General features: G+C 43.7%; 14 protein-coding genes and 1 pseudogene. 4 read left to right on the top strand and 11 right to left on the bottom strand.

The window, feature by feature from the left end:
• The first annotated feature begins 17 nt into the window (after positions 1–17).
• Complete coding sequence (locus tag ZMTM_RS10600; RefSeq protein ID WP_221763822.1) at positions 18–1,133, top strand: cyclic nucleotide-binding domain-containing protein; 1,116 nt, start codon at positions 18–20, stop codon at positions 1,131–1,133.
• Positions 1,134–1,163: 30 nt separating this feature from the next.
• The gene (locus tag ZMTM_RS10595; RefSeq protein ID WP_221763821.1) at positions 1,164–1,460 is read left to right on the top strand and encodes a hypothetical protein; all 297 of its coding nucleotides are present in this window, start codon (positions 1,164–1,166) and stop codon (positions 1,458–1,460) included.
• Between the two features lie 14 nt (positions 1,461–1,474).
• Here ZMTM_RS10595 and ZMTM_RS10590 read toward each other — a convergent pair whose 3' ends face one another.
• Positions 1,475–3,301, bottom strand: a complete 1,827-nt coding sequence (locus tag ZMTM_RS10590) for an O-linked N-acetylglucosamine transferase, SPINDLY family protein (protein ID WP_221763820.1) — start codon at positions 3,299–3,301, stop codon at positions 1,475–1,477.
• Between the two features lie 122 nt (positions 3,302–3,423).
• On the opposite strand from ZMTM_RS10590, the gene ZMTM_RS10585 reads away from it, so the two are divergent.
• Complete coding sequence (locus ZMTM_RS10585) at positions 3,424–6,969, top strand: tetratricopeptide repeat protein (protein ID WP_221763819.1); 3,546 nt, start codon at positions 3,424–3,426, stop codon at positions 6,967–6,969.
• A gap of 91 nt (positions 6,970–7,060) precedes the next feature.
• Here the strand turns inward: ZMTM_RS10585 and ZMTM_RS10580 are convergent, their stop codons facing one another.
• The 4 genes and pseudogenes from ZMTM_RS10580 to ZMTM_RS10570 all read right to left on the bottom strand — a co-directional run bounded on the left by ZMTM_RS10580 (position 7,061) and on the right by ZMTM_RS10570 (position 9,334).
• Positions 7,061–7,375, bottom strand: a complete 315-nt coding sequence (locus ZMTM_RS10580) for a pilin (protein ID WP_404804709.1) — start codon at positions 7,373–7,375, stop codon at positions 7,061–7,063.
• A 32-nt stretch (positions 7,376–7,407) separates the two neighbouring features.
• Positions 7,408–7,513, bottom strand: a pseudogene (locus ZMTM_RS13585) (pilin); the annotation flags it as partial.
• A 187-nt stretch (positions 7,514–7,700) separates the two neighbouring features.
• Complete coding sequence (locus ZMTM_RS10575; protein ID WP_221763817.1) at positions 7,701–8,237, bottom strand: SRPBCC family protein; 537 nt, start codon at positions 8,235–8,237, stop codon at positions 7,701–7,703.
• Between the two features lie 101 nt (positions 8,238–8,338).
• Positions 8,339–9,334, bottom strand: a complete 996-nt coding sequence (locus ZMTM_RS10570) for a YVTN family beta-propeller repeat protein (RefSeq protein ID WP_225907012.1) — start codon at positions 9,332–9,334, stop codon at positions 8,339–8,341.
• Positions 9,335–9,538: 204 nt separating this feature from the next.
• On the opposite strand from ZMTM_RS10570, the gene ZMTM_RS10565 reads away from it, so the two are divergent.
• Entirely contained in the window at positions 9,539–10,066 is a 528-nt protein-coding gene (locus tag ZMTM_RS10565) for an RNA pyrophosphohydrolase (RefSeq protein ID WP_221763816.1), read from the top strand.
• Between the two features lie 36 nt (positions 10,067–10,102).
• Here ZMTM_RS10565 and asd read toward each other — a convergent pair whose 3' ends face one another.
• The 6 genes from asd to nadC all read right to left on the bottom strand — a co-directional run bounded on the left by asd (position 10,103) and on the right by nadC (position 17,269).
• Complete coding sequence (asd, locus tag ZMTM_RS10560; RefSeq protein ID WP_221763815.1) at positions 10,103–10,945, bottom strand: archaetidylserine decarboxylase; 843 nt, start codon at positions 10,943–10,945, stop codon at positions 10,103–10,105.
• Positions 10,946–11,038: 93 nt separating this feature from the next.
• Positions 11,039–12,055 carry a ketol-acid reductoisomerase gene (gene ilvC / locus ZMTM_RS10555; RefSeq protein WP_221763814.1) on the bottom strand — a complete coding sequence of 339 codons (1,017 nt, stop codon included), beginning with the start codon at positions 12,053–12,055 and terminating at the stop codon, positions 11,039–11,041.
• 54 nt (positions 12,056–12,109) lie between these two features.
• Positions 12,110–12,601, bottom strand: coding sequence for an acetolactate synthase small subunit (ilvN, locus tag ZMTM_RS10550; RefSeq protein ID WP_221763813.1), 492 nt, complete (start codon positions 12,599–12,601; stop codon positions 12,110–12,112).
• A gap of 13 nt (positions 12,602–12,614) precedes the next feature.
• Entirely contained in the window at positions 12,615–14,339 is a 1,725-nt protein-coding gene (locus ZMTM_RS10545) for an acetolactate synthase 3 catalytic subunit (RefSeq protein ID WP_221763812.1), read from the bottom strand.
• 219 nt (positions 14,340–14,558) lie between these two features.
• A complete protein-coding gene (locus ZMTM_RS10540) occupies positions 14,559–16,343 on the bottom strand; it encodes a GspE/PulE family protein (protein WP_221763811.1) in 1,785 nt (594 codons plus the stop codon).
• A gap of 44 nt (positions 16,344–16,387) precedes the next feature.
• Positions 16,388–17,269: a carboxylating nicotinate-nucleotide diphosphorylase gene (gene nadC / locus ZMTM_RS10535; RefSeq protein ID WP_221763810.1), complete on the bottom strand. Its 882-nt coding sequence runs from the start codon at positions 17,267–17,269 to the stop codon at positions 16,388–16,390.
• Between the last annotated feature and the right edge of the window lie 19 nt (positions 17,270–17,288).

Below are 17,288 nucleotides of genomic sequence, written 5' to 3'. Positions count from 1 at the left end.
AAAGAATTTTATCCAGTATGGCATCTATAGAAACCAGCATCATTGATCAGTTACAACCAATATCAACGCTATCCCCCGGGCGATTGAAGGAGCTTGCTGGTTTGTGCTTTGTAGAAAAAGTTAGCAAGGACATCAACCCATTTCGCATGAATGTAAGTAAAGCGGCACAAGCGCTTTATCTGTTAAGTGGTGAACTTGGTCTGAGATACGCTAATGGCAATAAGAAAATCATGCGCGGCGGTAGTGAAGCTTCTAAACACGCCGTAGATGCAAGTGCTGGGCTTGTTGAGGCCATCGCGCTGACAGACATTGAGATAGTTCGTATTGATCTTGACCTGCTAGATATCATGATGACCTGGGATCAGCTTTCAGATTTTGAGAAGCCTTCCACAAATGAAGCACAAAAGTCGGATACAACAAAAACTTCAGATAATGCTGGTCATTCATTAGCAAAGCCCGCCCGAGCAGCAACTTCTTGGATGGGTGACACTGGTGTATTCAGTGCTAGCAAATTGCAAACGGGGGTCTTTAGCCGTTTGCCCTCAGCCAATATAGAAGAAATGTTTAATCGCATGACTTCAGTTGATGTCAAGGCAGGTCAAGTCATCATTCATCAAGGTGCAGAAGGTGATTATTACTATCTAATAGAAAATGGCACAGCAGTCGTCAGCAGAATTACAGAAGCTGGCCAACCACCTACTATATTGGCTGAACTTCATGCGGGGGATGCTTTTGGCGAAGAGGCGCTGGTCTCAGATAATAAGCGCAATGCAACCATCACCATGAAAACTGAAGGGGCATTACTCAAGCTGAAAAAAACAGACTTCATTGAGTTATTAAAAGCGCCCCTCATCAGCCAGATTACTATGGAAGAAGCCCGTAAACTCACAGCAAATGGTTCAATATGGGTGGATGTCCGATTTCCTTCTGAATATCAGTTTGATCATCTTCCCAAAGCTATTAATATTCCCTTGAACGAACTGCGCAGCTTGATTCCGACTTTGGATAAACAAAAAGAATATATCGTCTATTGCCAGACAGGCAGACGCAGTTCAGCCTCGGCCTTTGTTTTGGTTGAGCAGGGGTTTAGGGTACAAGTATTACAAGGTGGAACTCGAGGATCAAAAGTTTAAGCATTAAATATAGATTATTGGAGAGTTTTTGTGATCAAGTGGTTGAACGCTAAAGAAGCAGTAGAGTTTGGGGAGTCGCTGGCAGAGTTTTTTGCAAGAAGAATCCCGTTAGTAGAAGAAGAAAATCAGAGAGTAATATCAAAAGCAAACAGACGAGCAGTGCTCAATGAGATGGTACGTAAGATTGATAAGTTTAAATCAGAGCATAGTATGAACTTTTATAAGAAAGCAAAACTAGGTAACGCTTTTAAATGGAAACTATTGGAGGCTGGATTTGCTGCTGATATTGTTGATAGCTTAACTAAGCAAATACTGCTTCGCCTTTAGTCAATTCAAATCAATTATAAATTTTCGGCGCATTTCTTTACCCATATTCCGCGGTAAGCTTTTTCAAGATCAACTGTAAATTTTGCTGCATCCATGATTGGAGAAGATTCAAGGATGCCTCTTAAATTGGCGCGTAATTTTGAGAGATTGTCTAAGTCATTAACTTGTTTTTTTGCTAATGTAATAAACTCATTTTCATTATGTGCAATCCAATCGTTTAGGTCCAAGTTAAGTAGTATGCTGGAAGTACTTCGCGATATAGATGTCCCTCCAACAAGTGTTAAAGTCGGAACCCCCATCCATGCGGAATCGCAGGTTGTCGTTGCACCGCTATATGGATGGCTATCTAATGCTATATCAATCTGGTGATGTAATTCTCTGAACTGGTCTAGTCCAACAGGCGTATACAGTTCTATACGTTCATTAGATATACCGAAAGTATCAAAATGATTGAATATATCTAGATGTTTTTCATGAGGGATTCCTACAATCATTAGTCTTGATTCTGGTATTTCAATCAATAGTCTTGCCCATAGATCAAGTATCTTTGAAGACAACTTAGTAAATCTATTTAATGAGCCAAAACAAATATTGCCTGAAGTAAGGGCAGGCAAAGCCGATACATTAATCAACTGACTAGGTTTTTGATAACACCACTGACAATTCGGCAGTCGTAATAATGCCTCGCTATGGAATTTCTCCGTGATACCAACAGGATCTGAATAAGCGTCAACTATCCGATAATCGATTGTGCTTAATCCAGTTGTATTGATGTAACCCAGCCATGTAAGTTGAATATGTGCTGGTTTACTTAAAAAGACTTCCAGACTGTTATTCGATGTATGGCCAGCTAAATCGATTAGTATATCAATCTGATCAGTTCGTATTTTACTAATTAAATCTTCGCTACTCCTATTGGCACAGTCTCTCCAATGATCGACCAATATTTTTATATGCTGAGTTACATCATCTGATTTTGGGTAGTTGTAATAGCAATATATTTCAAACTCATCACGATTATGGTGCACTAGGACGGGAATAATAAAACGAGATACAGGATGCGCGCGGAAGTCGGGAGAAACGTATCCGATTCGTAGCTTCTGGTTTACTTGATAGTTTTTATTATAAATCTCAGTCTGATTAGTCCAATACAAACTCCCATAACGTTGATGTTCTGAAAATATATAATCCGCAGAAAATTTGGGATGGAAGTTCAGTGAGAACAGATAACTACTGAAATGTGCCGGACTTTTAGGATTCAGTTCGTGACATTTTCTAAGTAACTCGACAGCTTTTTCTACATTTCCAAGTTGAAGATAAGTTTCGCCTAAAATATTAAGTGCTTGCCAGAAATCTGGATAAATCTTTAAACATAACAGCAACTTTTCTTCAGCTTTTCCTAATTGCCCCACCTCCTCATATATAGACCCTAATGCGAATAAAGCTTCTACATCATTAGCGTCAAGATTTAGTGCTGATTCATAGCTTTCGATAGCCGCTATTTTAAGTTGTAGCTCATTTAAGATAGATGCTAGTGATTTATGAAATGCAGGCTCAGTATTATTAATTTCAATTGCATTTTTAATTAGATCTATTGCAACTTCGCGATTACCTTGCTGTTGTCTGATCAGCCCTAAGAAATATAGTGAGTCCGCGTGATTCGGGTCAATCTCTAGGATTTTTTGATATAGCTCTGATGCTTCAGTAAACTTACCTGCTTCGTGTAACGCAAATCCCGAGCGCATTGTTTCATCTACGTTGATAGATTCCTCGATTAATTCTTTTGATAAGATTTCCTGTTTTTTTTTGCCAATCCATAGTCCTCTTAACCAACCCAACATGTTCGCACCTGATAAGTAATAAACCGAATCATAATCTCTCGAATCTTTATTATAAATGTTCTTATAATAGGGATTCGGTAAGTCAGCACCATCAATACAATCGATAACGGAATAATCTCAGAATGAATAGTTGGATTGCGTCATTAAAAAATAAGATATCACAGGCCTCAGCCAAGAAGTCAAAAAATCGTATTATGGATTTAGTGGCTTATAAAGCCAAAATTCAAGAAATACGAGATTCACTTTTATCTGAACGAGAGCAAGAAGCGGAGGTGTTGACGCGAGATTTTCTTTTAAGTGATATGTATCAGGCTGAGGTTTGGGAATTGCTAGGTGTTTGTCTCAAAGGTAAAAATCCAGAGGAGGCTGAAACATGTTATTTACGAGCGCTTGAGCTAGAGCCGCATCGTGCTGATAGCTATCTCGGTTTAGGCTTGACCAGCATTGCATTAAATAAGTTTTCTCAAGCGGTAAGCTATCTTGAACAGGCCATTGAACTTCAACCCGATAATTTAGATGCACTAATCAAGCTTGCCGATCTTCTCTTTAGTCTGCAAAGGCGAAAAGAAGCACAAACTATTTATGCAAAAGCGCTAAATCTCAAACCAGATGATGCTAAATTATTATGTAAACAAGGCGTCTGCTTGTCAGATATTAGCCAATTTGGCGACTCCGAAATCGTTTTTAAAAAAGCACTGGATTTAGAGCCTAGAAATGAATACATGCTGTATGAATTTGGCATGATGTATCTCGAGTCAAAAAATTATACTGAAGCAAAAAACATATTCAATAAGCTCATGGCGATAAATTCAAAGAACCCTAATGGTTATTTCGGGCTTGCTGGTACCCAATTGGCCGAAAGTCTATTTCTCGAGGCTTACGAGACCCAGCAGCTAGGCTTAAAAGTTTGTGATATTGAAATGGTTGACGCACACAGACAGATGATGCACATCTGTGCGCATTTGTATGGCAAAGACGAAGAAATTGCATATCACTTAAGTATCGTGGATAAATTGGCGCCTGAAGCGACGCACTTGAATGATGCAGTGCATTACTTAAGAGATCACAAGTTTGTAGAAGCCATTACGGTGTTAGAACTATTCAAACTACAAAACCCAGAAAACACAATCGCAGAAGTAAATAAGGCATTGGCGTTTCTATTATTAGGTTTTTATAAGGAAGGGTGGCAAGCCTACGAGGCTCGTACAATCGACAAGCAGATGAAGGACAGTATATTGCATACCAGTCGCCTGATTCCATTGCCATTTTGGGATGGTGCCCCCATCCCGGATAAAACGCTGGTGGTTGTTATTGAACAGGGCGTGGGGGATACCATACATTTTGTGCGGTATCTTCCATTACTCAAAGCGCGTGTAGATAAAGTAATTTTGATATGCAATCCTAATCTAGAGCGCTTATTTAGTTCGGTACCTGATATTACATTAGCATCTTCTATCGAGGAGGTGATTAACGCAGACTACCAGATTTTGATCATGTCTCTACCCATGATATTTAAAACAGAGCTTGCGACTATACCTAATGCGGTACCATATTTAAGCGCTGAGAGTGCGCTAATCAAGGCTTGGAACGAACGCTTGAAGCCATGGGCAAATCAACTTAAAGTAGGTTTGGTCTGGGCAGGTGGAGCAGTATTCAAAGGGGACTATAACCGTTCAACTAAATTATCTCAGTTTGCGCCGATATTCGATGTGAAAAATGTGGCTTTTTTTAGTTTGCAATTAGGCCCACAATCAGAACAAAAAATAGATGTACCTCAAGGTGCGGAGTTGATAGATTTTACAGAATATATTACTGACTTTGCTGATACTGCTGCGTTTGTGAGCCAGCTCGATTTGGTGATTTCTGTAGATACTTCAGTTGCTCACTTAGCAGGCGCCCTAGCTGTACCCGTCTGGGTATTATTACCATTTTTTCCAGATCATCGCTGGTTCTTAGAGCGCGAAGATAATCCTTGGTATCCCACAGCAAGACTATTTAGACAAACTAGAAGCCGTAATTGGGATGAAGTTTTTCTGAAGATGGCAACTACTCTTGAGACGGTTGCAAGCGCTGATGGTGAATTGCGTTGCACAGCATTATTAGCGCCTTCAAGAGATTTAATGTCTGAGGCAGAGCATTATTTGGCTATTGGAAGAGTGGCTTACGCTGAAGATGATTATGAAAATGCAAAACTTGCTTTTGAGAGAGCGATAGTATTAAAACCTGACTTGGTAAATGCTTGGTATAACTTGGGCCTTGCCAATCAACTGCTTGATAGGGCTGCAATCGCAAGGATTTGTTACAAACGAGCGCTTGTGCTCAATCCAAATGATGCTGGTGCCTACTATAACCTAGCATGCATTGCGGCAGACTATAAAAATCATCAAGAATCTATTGAGTATTTTGATGAAGCTTGGCGTATTGATTCCACTAATCCCGAGGTCGCTTACAAATTCGCTTCACTTTTATGGGAAACATTTAATATTAAAAAAGGGTTGCAGGTGCAGAGTGTTGGGCTTGAATTTGCACCTTATCACAGGTTGGGTTGGGTCAATTATGCTTTGCTATTGGCAGAGTCTGGCGATTCGACGGCAGCGCAAGTAGCTTTACAGCGCGCTTTTTCCTACCCTGCCCAGGAAGATGACTCCCTAATTGCCGAAGAGGCAGAGTTGCTGTTTTCAATGGGTGAGCTGGATTGTTCACTAGAAGCTGCCAAGCTCGCCGCAAAGTTAAATCCAGATAACCTTGAGTCACAATTGACTCAAGGGTTTGTGTATCTGAAACAAGGAAAGCTGCAAGAGGGCTGGAGACTATTGGAGAGTAGGTTGAAGGTCGCACGAGAAGACCAGAAAAAGTATACGGCTGATATATGGAATGGCATGGACATGCCTGAATCTATATTGCTTGTACATGGTGAGCAAGGGTTAGGAGATATGATCCAGTGTATGCGATATATTCCTCTATTAAAACCAAAGTTTAAGCGTATTGTTATTCATATCCACAAGCCGCTCGTTACAATCGCAAAAATGGTAGAAGGCGCAGAAGATTTAGAAGTGTCATGCGATGAGATTCCTAAACATGATGTGAGAATTCCAGCAATGAGCATACCACTGCGTTTTAATACTACGCTTGATACTATTCCGAATAAGCTACCCTATCTTAATATCACGCATGACTATCTAACAAAATGGGAGGCGCTCACTGGAGATAGAAACACTAAAAAGCGTATTGGTTTTGCTTGGACAGGTAATCAGGTGCTTGCCAGTAACCAAAGACGTTCTATCCCAGTTGATTTACTACCAGTATTAATGGGATTTAATAAAGTGGAGTGGTGGAGTCTGCAAAAAGATTTTCAAGGTAGTTTGCCTGATAGCATAAAGCTCATTGATAAAATGCACTTAACTTCAAATATGGCAGATACTGCGGCCTTAATTATGCAGCTTGACTTAGTGATTACTGTGGATACTGCAGTAGCACATCTGGCTGGGGCGCTAGGTAAACCAGTATGGATATTGCTGGCTTACAATTCTGATTATCGCTGGCTGACTAACAGGCATGATAGCCCATGGTACCCGACTGCGCTTTTATTCAGACAAGATCAACGTTATACATGGCAACCAGTGATTCAACAGGTTTTAGCTAGACTAGAGCATTGGGTGAATGATTAATATAAATGCTTTATCTCCTAAATATATGTTGTTACTAAAAATAAAAGCCCCATTAGGGGCTTTTATTTTTAGTAACAACAAGTTTTAAACATTATCTGCAAGCTTGTGGACGATATTTGCTGAGCACCGTAGTTGCAGTTGCGTTATTACATGTCCAACCACCGCCACCGTCAGCTGTTACAATTCCTGCCGCTGTACCTGAGGCACGACCAGTTGAGAAATTGTATGTAATGGTACCAGCTGGATATGTACCTCCAATAGTAGGAGCCACACTACCATATTTACCCACCATAGTAACTGCAATTTCAGAAACTGCAGGAGCTGCTCCAGACGCTTGTGCTATCAGGCCTGGCCACGAATTTGTATTGGCACCAAATTCAGCCGCTGGGGACTTAATACCAGCCAACAACTCAAAGCCTTCTGAAACTTGAGCACGTGTAATGTAATCTTGGTAAGAAGGAATTGCTACAGCAGCCAAAATACCGATAATCGCAACTACGATCATCAGTTCAATTAGCGTAAAACCTTTTTGAATCTGTTTCATAATAAGAACCCCTTTACTTAATTAATTGTTTAACCGTTAAGGTTAAGTATTATTTAATTGGTAATAAATAATACTACCCTATGTACTGATACTAACTTATAAAAATAAGCTGAGTAATACTTAACATACATTTACATACACAATGACAAAAAATGTCATTGGCACTTTAGCATATTCGTATGGCGAATTATAAGCCTTCAGCGACTTTTTTGAGGTTGGCCAGGCCGGTTTGGTAAACGCCAGTAACTGCATTGATTGCTGTTTCGTCATCCTGACCTGGTGGGATTGGTGGGTTTAGTTTGTAAACGCGATAAAATCGCCCAAACCAGGTGACTGTTGTTTCACCAGCGCCAGGGCCGGCTTTTACGCTTACATAGGCATAGTAATCAGATACAGGTAAAGCGCCGCTTTCCAGTTCGTATTTGATCTTCATGATGCCGTCGTCAATGCCAGTGAGCTTTTCATAAAGCGTGCCGCCATCTTTAAGGGTGACTGTACGGAAAGTGGCATCAGTACCGTCTTCATCTTTTTTGGTTTCCAGCTTGGTTGATACGACTGCTGGATGCCATTTTTGCCAGTTGCCGAAATCTTTGACTAGCGCCCATACTTTTGCTGGATCTGCCTTGATTACAACAGACTCCTCAACCTTTTGTGGTGATGGGCCGTGTGCTGCAGCAGTAAGTGGCAAAATGGCCAGTGTTAATAGCGCAAGAATCTTTTTCATACAAATTTCTCCAGTTGATAAAGGTAAAACTTATTAGTGCAATTAACGTAAATCAATAATCCCATTGCAATGTCACAGTATCCTTGATGGGGTAAGTTAAATCAATGTGATGATTCCAGAATAAACTGGCCAAAAGCGCGGCTTTGATTGCCCGTAGCTATACTCGTGACTAGTTTATTAGTAGATGCATCTATCACCGAAACTGAGTTATCTGACCAGTTGGCGACCAGAATTTGTTGTGTTTTAGCATCAAAATCTAGGCCTTCAGGGAATCCGCCCACGGATATGGTGGCAATCACTTTTCTTTGCGCGAGATCAATGACTGAAATAGTGTCATCTTGTGTGTTGCTCACATAGACGTATTGCCCATTGGGGTTTGCGACCACACAGTAAGGGTGCTTGCCTACGGGGATGCTATGTGTTTCTTCAGTATTGGTATTGACCACACTAATGCTGTTGCCATAGACATTGACTGCATATAGCTCAGCCCCATCGTGACTTAAGGCAAGCCCATACGGGTGATGGCCTACTCTTATTCGTGATAGGGTTGCGAGGCTTGCTGTATCAATCACTGCAATATCGTTGCTATCGCGATTTGCAACATATAATTTTCTGCCATCAGGGCTCACAACCATACCTGCAGGGGCTTTGCCAGCCTGTATCTCACGTTTTTGTTTGGTGTTGTTAAGGTCAATCGCCCAAATTCGGTCTTCATACCAGTCTGCGGCATAGAGCACATTATTGTCAGGAGAAATGACCAGTCCAACGGGTGAGCCTTCTGTGTCTATCGTATCTATCACTTGATAAGTTTTGGTATCCATCACTGAGACAGAGTTGCCTTCAACGTTTGAGATGTAAGCACGCTGATTCAATTTTGATACAGCAACACCAACCGGAGATTTGCCTACGGCAACGGTGGCAAGCAAGGTTTTATTGTCAATATCAATCACTGATACATCATTGCTGGCCTGATTCGTAATGAATGCCAGATTGCCGGCATGTGCGCTGTTAGTGCATAGCAATGTGATAAGTATCGCTAGCGGCAGCAGGTACAAATAAACATTAAGCGAAACAGCAGGATTGAGTTTGAGATTCAAAAGTTGGATATTAAGTTAAGGCGTATTCAATAAACGAGTGATTGTGCAAACAGTTGACGAAACAGTATAAAAGGCCTTGCTAAACAGCGTCAAGGCTAGATTCTAAGGACATTTGCACGATTATGAGGCATGCATTGCATTCCTGACTTTCATTACAGGCCGAAGTGTGAAAAAATCACACAATATTATTAAGGTTGTAATGTCATGATAGATCGCGATGGATATCGCCCGAATGTTGGCATTATTTTATGTAATGGCAACAATCAGGTGTTTTGGGGTAAGCGCATTCGTGAACATTCCTGGCAGTTCCCGCAAGGTGGCATCAAGCAAGGTGAGTCGCCTGAACAGGCTATGTATCGGGAACTGATGGAAGAGGTAGGCTTGCGCCCGGAACATGTAAAAATTCTGGGCCGCACACGTGACTGGCTACGCTATGACGTGCCTTCAAACTGGGTAAAAAGAGAATGGCGCGGCAGCTATAAAGGCCAAAAACAGATATGGTTTTTGCTGCGGCTGACTGGTCGTGATTGCGATGTTTCCTTACGCGCGAGTTCGCACCCTGAATTCGATGCTTGGCGTTGGAGTGAGTATTGGGTGCCACTGGACAATGTGATTGAGTTCAAGCGTGAAGTTTATAAGCTTGCACTCAATGAATTATCTATACACCTTACGCAGGAAGAAAGAAAGAAGCACCGAAGCCATCCTGACGTGATTACGGTGGGCGGAGCCTAACTTTTCACCCAGATTCTTACCATTAGAATCTGGGGTTTAAAGCGAATTCGCCATTGCTTCACCAAGCTTAACTGTTTTGCCTGCACGCCAATCTGTGTTGAATGCCAACACGTCTTTTGGGTAAAGCAATACGACAGTAGAGCCCAGCAAAAACCTGCCCATTTCCTCGCCCTGCTGCAAATTGATGGCGCGATCTGCATATTCCCAAGTGCGTATATCGCGGCTGCGTGGCGGATTAACGACGCCGTGCCAAACTGTTTCCATGCTGCCCACAATCGTTGCGCCAACTAGAATCAAGGCAAACTTGCCATGTTGAGATTCAAACTCGCAGATCACACGCTCATTGCGCGCAAATAATCCTGGTACACCCTCAGCTGTCACTGGGTTTACCGAGAATAGTGAGCCTGGTACATAGCTCATCTTTTTCAACCGACCAGCGCATGGCATGTGTATGCGATGGTAGTCTTTAGGGCTTAAATACAGCGTTGCAAACTTACCATCGATAAAATAATCAGCCAAAGGTTGGTTACCAGCGAGGAGGGCTTCGGTGCTGTAATAATGGCCTTTAGCCTGAAAAATTTGATTTAACTCAATATCGCCAAACTGACTGATTGCGCCATCAACTGGGCAGATGAAATCGGCTTTGGCAATTGGCCTGGCATCGGCACGTAGCGCCCGGGTAAAGAATTCATTGAAGCTTGAATAAGCTGCAATATTAGGTTCAGCAGCTTCCTGCATATTGACTTGATAGCGACCAACAAACCATCGAATGATAGCGGTAGTTATTTTACCAGCATGCGCTCCAGCGACTTTTCCAGCAAGTACATTAATAGCTTGCTTGGGCAATAGGTACTGGGTTAATACAGCAAGTCTTGGCATGATGATCCGGTATTTATAAGTAATAAAGGGCTGGAACCAGACACTACAGATATCTGCAGTCCCTGAGATCCAGCCCGGAACGATTTTTAATACTTAGTTCTTGGATTGGTCAACCAGCTTGTTCTTGCTGATCCAAGGCATCATCGCGCGTAGCTTGCCGCCAACCTGTTCGATTGGGTGTGCTGCGTTCAAACGACGACGTGCGGTCATTTCTGGATAGTTGGTACGGCCTTCCAGAATGAATTTCTTCGCATATTCGCCATTTTGAATGTTGGCCAAAGCTTCTTTCATTGCCCAGCGAGATTCATCATTGATGACCTTAGGGCCAGTAACGTACTCGCCATACTCAGCATTGTTTGAGATAGAGTAGTTCATGTTGGCGATACCGCCTTCATACATCAGATCCACAATCAGCTTCAGTTCGTGTAAGCACTCAAAGTAGGCCATTTCTGGCGCATAACCAGCTTCCACCAAGGTTTCAAAGCCCGCCTTAACTAACTCAACCGCGCCGCCACAGAGTACTGCTTGTTCGCCGAACAAATCGGTTTCTGTTTCTTCACGGAAGTCAGTTTCAATTACGCCGCCTTTTGTGCCGCCATTGGCCGCAGCGTAAGAAAGGGCGATGTCCTTAGCCTTGCCTGATTTATCCTGATAAACAGCGATCAGTGATGGTACGCCGCCGCCTTTGAGGTATTCAGAACGGACAGTGTGGCCTGGCCCTTTTGGTGCAATCATGATCACATCAAGATCTTCACGCGGAATGATCTGGTTGTAATGAATGTTAAAGCCGTGAGCGAAAGCAAGCGCAGCGCCTTTTTTCAGGTTAGGTGCAACTTCAGCTTCAAAAATCTGTGCCATGTTTTCATCTGGCAACAGAATCATTACCAAATCAGCACCTTTAACGGCTTTGCTGATTTCTTCTACGTTGTGGCCAGCTTTTTCAGCTTTCGCGTATGAAACACCGCCTTTGCGTGCGCCAACAGTGACTTTAACGCCTGAGTCTTTCAGGTTTTGCGCGTGGGCATGGCCTTGTGAGCCGTAACCAATGATGGTGACTTTTAACTTCTTGATGATAGACAGATCAGCGTCTTTATCGTAATAAACTTTCATGCTTTACCTTTCGAACAAATCTCGTAGTTATTTAGATTTAATAGTTGTGTGGTTTTAAACTTTTAAGATACGGTCACCACGACCAATGCCAGAAGCACCAGTGCGGACTGTCTCTAAAATAGCGGTTTTATCCAGAGCTTCCAAAAAAGCATCCAGTTTGTTACCCGAGCCCGTGAGCTCTATGGTGTAGCTGCCATCAGCAACATCAATGATACGACCACGGAAAATATCGCAAATCCGCTTCATTTCGTCGCGGAAAACGCCAGTTGCCTTGACCTTGACCAGCATGAGCTCGCGCTCGATATGTCGACCATCATTCAGGTCCAGCACCTTGACCACATCAATCAGCTTGTTGAGCTGTTTGATGATTTGCTCGATCACTTCGTCCGATCCGGAGGTGACGATGGTCATGCGTGACAACGTGGCATCTTCGGTGGGCGCCACGGTCAGTGATTCAATATTGTATGCACGCGCAGAAAAGAGGCCGGCCACACGTGAAAGCGCGCCAGCTTCGTTTTCCATCAGTAATGAGATGATATGTTTCATTTTAGTATTCTGCTTATAACTCTTCAGCCAAGATCATTTCAGAAAGGCCCTTGCCATTCGGTACCATAGGGAACACGTTTTCTTTTTGGTCTGTTAAAAAGTCCATAAAGACGAAGCGCTCTTTCAATGCGGGGCTAAAGGCTTCTTTCAAAGCGCCTTCAACATCAGATGGTTTCTCGATGCGCATGCCAACATGGCCATAAGCCTCTGCCAGTTTCACGAAATCAGGCAACGCGTCCATATATGATTCTGAATAACGGTTGCCGTAGAAAAACTCCTGCCACTGACGCACCATACCCATATAGCGATTATTCAAGGTAATGACCTTGATCGGCAGATGGAACTGCTTACAGGTTGATAGCTCCTGTATGCACATCTGGATAGAAGCCTCGCCTGTGATGCAGGCAACTTGTGCCTCAGGATGTGCTAACTGAACACCCATCGCGTAAGGTAAGCCAACGCCCATCGTGCCCAAGCCGCCCGAGTTGATCCAGCGACGTGGTTTGTCGAATTTATAGTATTGCGCAGCCCACATCTGGTGCTGACCAACATCTGAGGTCACAAAGGCATCGCCTTTGGTGACTTCCCAAAGTTTTTCCACAACGGCCTGGGGCTTGATGATGTCGCTGGTACGATCAAAGTTTAGGCATTTCTTGCTACGCCATTCTTCAATCTGTTTCCACCATGATTCCAGCCTTTGTGTATCTGGTGTCTTCTCCAGATCAAGTAACTCATTCATTTCGCCGAGTACAGACTGTACGTGACCGACGATAGGAATATCAACCTTAACGCGCTTCGAAATCGAAGACGGGTCTACGTCGATATGGATAATCGTACGGTTTTTACTAAAAAAGTGTTCAGGGTTGCCAATCACGCGGTCATCAAAACGCGCACCAATCGCAATCAGCACATCACATTCCTGCATGGCCATATTGGCTTCAAGCGTGCCGTGCATGCCTAGCATCCCAAGGAACTGCTTGTCCGTTGCAGGGTAGCCACCTAAACCCATCAGGGTGTTGGTGATAGGCGAACCTAAACGGCGAGTTAACTTGATCAGTTGATCTGCTGCATCGCCCAAGATCACACCACCACCACTATAGATCATAGGGCGTTTAGCTTCGAGCATTAGCTTGACCGCTTTTTTGATCTGGCCAGTATGGCCTTTCAATATTGGGCTGTATGAGCGCATCTCTACCGATTTTGGATAATCAAAATGGTAAAGTTGTTGGGTGATGTCTTTAGGGATATCAACCACTACAGGCCCAGGGCGGCCAGTGGCAGCGATATAAAACGCCTTCTTAATGGTCGGCGCAATGTCCTTGATGTCTTTGATCAAGAAATTATGCTTCACGCACGGGCGTGTGATGCCGATCATGTCGACTTCTTGGAAAGCATCCATGCCGATTGCAGGGGTAGGCACCTGGCCGCTTAAAACGACCATAGGTACTGAATCCATATAAGCGGTGGCGATGCCAGTCACTGCGTTAGTAGCGCCAGGGCCAGACGTGACTAGTGCAACACCGACTTCACCTGTGGAGCGCGAGTAGGCATCGGCTGCATGCACAGCAGCCTGCTCGTGGCGCACGAGTACGTGTTTGAATGAATCTTGCTTGAATATTTCGTCGTAGATGTTGAGTACCGCGCCGCCAGGGTAGCCAAACACGAACTTGACTTTTTCTTCCTGCAAGCAACGGATGACGATCTCTGCGCCAGTGATCTGAGTGTTGCGGTCTTCCATAAATCGGACTTAATTTTGCTGATGTTGGTGAACCCTGCACAGTAACCGTTTGCGGGTATTTGGTCAAGATTGATAGTGTTTAAATCGTCTTTATTTACCGATTTCGGATGACGTGGATGGGACTGCCTCTGAGGCAAAGTTTGGATTGCTAGACTACTTGAAGCTATTAATACTGTGTTTTAACCGCGTATTGGTAATTACAGACTTGTCTTTAAAACGTTAATCCTCAAGTGGCGGAGCAACTTTGAGTAACTCTTCTATGGTAGTAATGCCTGCTGCGATTTTTTCCGCCCCATTAATGAGGAGGGGTTGCATACCCTCCTTGTAAGCCAGTGTACGGATTTTTGCTAAATCGGCTGTTGGTGTAATCAGCTTTCTGATTTCAGGGGTAACGGAGAGCATCTCATAGATGCCACTACGGCCACGATAGCCCGTATTCCGGCAGTCCATACAGCCGACTTTGCCATGAGCATTGGCTGGCGGTGGCATTTCCCAGGGTTTGATCAGATCATGCCACTCATGTTCAGGCATTGCGTATGGTGTTTTGCAATTAGGGCAAAGTGTACGTAACAAACGCTGTGCCATCACGCCTAGCAGTGTTGATTGAATAAGGTACGAAGGTACGCCCAAATCAAGCAAGCGGGTAATTGCCGATGGGGCATCGTTGGTGTGTAGGGTCGATAGTACTAAGTGACCAGTAAGCGCTGCTTGAATCGCCATGTCGGCAGTTTCCAGATCGCGAATTTCGCCGACCATGATGATGTCTGGGTCTTGTCGCAAAAGCGTGCGGATACCATGCGCAAACGTGAGGTCAATGTTCGGCTGAACCTGCATCTGGTTGAATGCAGGCTCTACCATTTCTATCGGCTCTTCTACCGTACATACATTCACTTCTGAAGTTGCAAGGTTCTTGAGCGTTGAATACAGCGTAGTGGTTTTACCAGAACCTGTAGGACCAGTAACTAGGATGATGCCATTTGGGTTATGCGTCCAATCATTCCACTGGGCTGCCTGCTCTGGAGAAAACCCAAGCTCAACAAAGTTCTTAACGATAATTTCTGGCCTGAATATCCGCATCACCAGTTTTTCGCCAAAAGCTGTTGGCATGGTGGATAGACGTAACTCAACTTCCGAGCCTTCTGCGGTGACGGTCTTGATACGGCCATCCTGCGGCCTACGTTTTTCCACCATATCCATGCGCCCCAGTAGCTTGATGCGGCTGGTGATGGCATTCATGATGGTGGAAGGTAGTTGATAGACCTGATGCAACACGCCGTCGATACGGAAACGCATCACACCAAGCGTGCGGCGTGGCTCTAAATGAATATCACTGGCGCGTTGCTCAAACGCATATTTGAACAACCAGTCTACAATATTGACGATGTGCTGTTCGTTCGCATCCAGATTCTTGTTTTTGCCTAGCTCAACTAACTGTTCGAAATTTTGTACACCTAATATTTGGCCAGCCTTGGCGATAGTGGCTACATTGATTGAATTTGCAAGGTTATAAACCTCAGGCAAATAGCGTGTGATTTCCAAAGGGTTTGCCACTACCAGCTTGATTTTCATGCGCAGAATACGCTCTAGATCAGGAATCCAGTCAATCTGGAAAGGCTCCGCAGTTGCAATGGTTGCCTGTTCATTTCCCACTTTTACGGGCATGATTTTGAGGCGTTCGGCGTAATTTTTTGAGACAACCTTAGCAATAGACCCAAAATCCATATTCAGTGGGTCAATATGGTAATAATCGAGATCAGCATGCTTGGCCAGCCAGATGGTAAGTGCTTCAACGGTCAGGGTTTTTGCAGGTGCAGAGAGGTTTTTCCACTTTTGCTCGCCGATAATCACAATCGGGTGCAAATTGGTGCTATCCATTTTGCGATCTTTATAGAGTTTTTCGGCTTGGTCTTTGTCGATCAGGCCGTCATTCACCAGCAAGCGTAATACGTCCCCAAGGGTTAATTTCCCCTCAAGTGTTTTTACGATGGTGGCTGATTTACTCATGCGCGCAGTCTCTCAATGGTTAACTTACTCAAATTCTATTCTAATTAAAGCGTTATCTCTTTAAAACGTAAAGATAAATCTATGGCCTTTACGTGTTTAGTGATGGCCCCTATCGAGATTCTGTCCACGCCAGTTTGCGCGATGGCCAGCACGTTATCCAGATTGATGCCACCAGAGGCTTCCAGAATGGCTTTGCCTGCATTCAATTTGACGGCCTCAGCCAATGCTGGGATATCAAAGTTATCCAGCAATATCAGCTTCGCGCCGGCATCCAGCGCGGTTTTGAGTTGATGCAGATTTTCAACTTCTATTTGCACTGTAATATTAGTATCCGATGTTTTTCTGACTTCATCTGCAGCATTTAACACAGCTTCAATACTGCCAGCCGCAGCAATATGGTTTTCCTTGATCAAGATACCGTCATATAGCCCGAGTCGTTGATTCAATCCCCCGCCAATAGTCACCGCATATTTTTGTGCCAGACGTAATCCAGGTAATGTTTTTCTGGTATCCAGAATACGCGCCTTTGTCGTTTTGATTGCATCAACATATAGTCTGGTTTGTGTAGCGGTCGCTGAAAGCAACTGCACAAAATTAAGTGCTGCACGTTCAGCAGTCAATATGCTGCGTGCATTGCCTTGTAACTCACATATTGCTTGATTGGGCTCAACGGTTTCACCCTCGGCGATATGCCATTGAATGCTCACTGTAGGATCAATTTGGTCTATGCAGGCTTCGAGCCAAGGCAAGCCACAGATCACAGCATTCTCGCGACTGATCAATGTGGCGTGAGCTATTTGTGTGGCAGGGATGAGTTGTGCGGTTAAATCGCCTGTAGATATGTCTTCTGCCAGCGCATCTCTTACGTTGTTGAGTAATGCCGTTTGAAGTTCCGCCGAAAGATTGCTTAACAATTGTTTGCTCATGATTTCTATTATAATGTGC

The sequence above is a fragment of the Methyloradius palustris genome (assembly GCF_019703875.1).
In the GTDB taxonomy this organism is placed as follows: domain Bacteria; phylum Pseudomonadota; class Gammaproteobacteria; order Burkholderiales; family Methylophilaceae; genus Methyloradius; species Methyloradius palustris.
The sequence above is the reverse complement of the archived record's forward strand: the minus strand, read 5'-3'. Positions and strand labels throughout refer to the sequence as shown.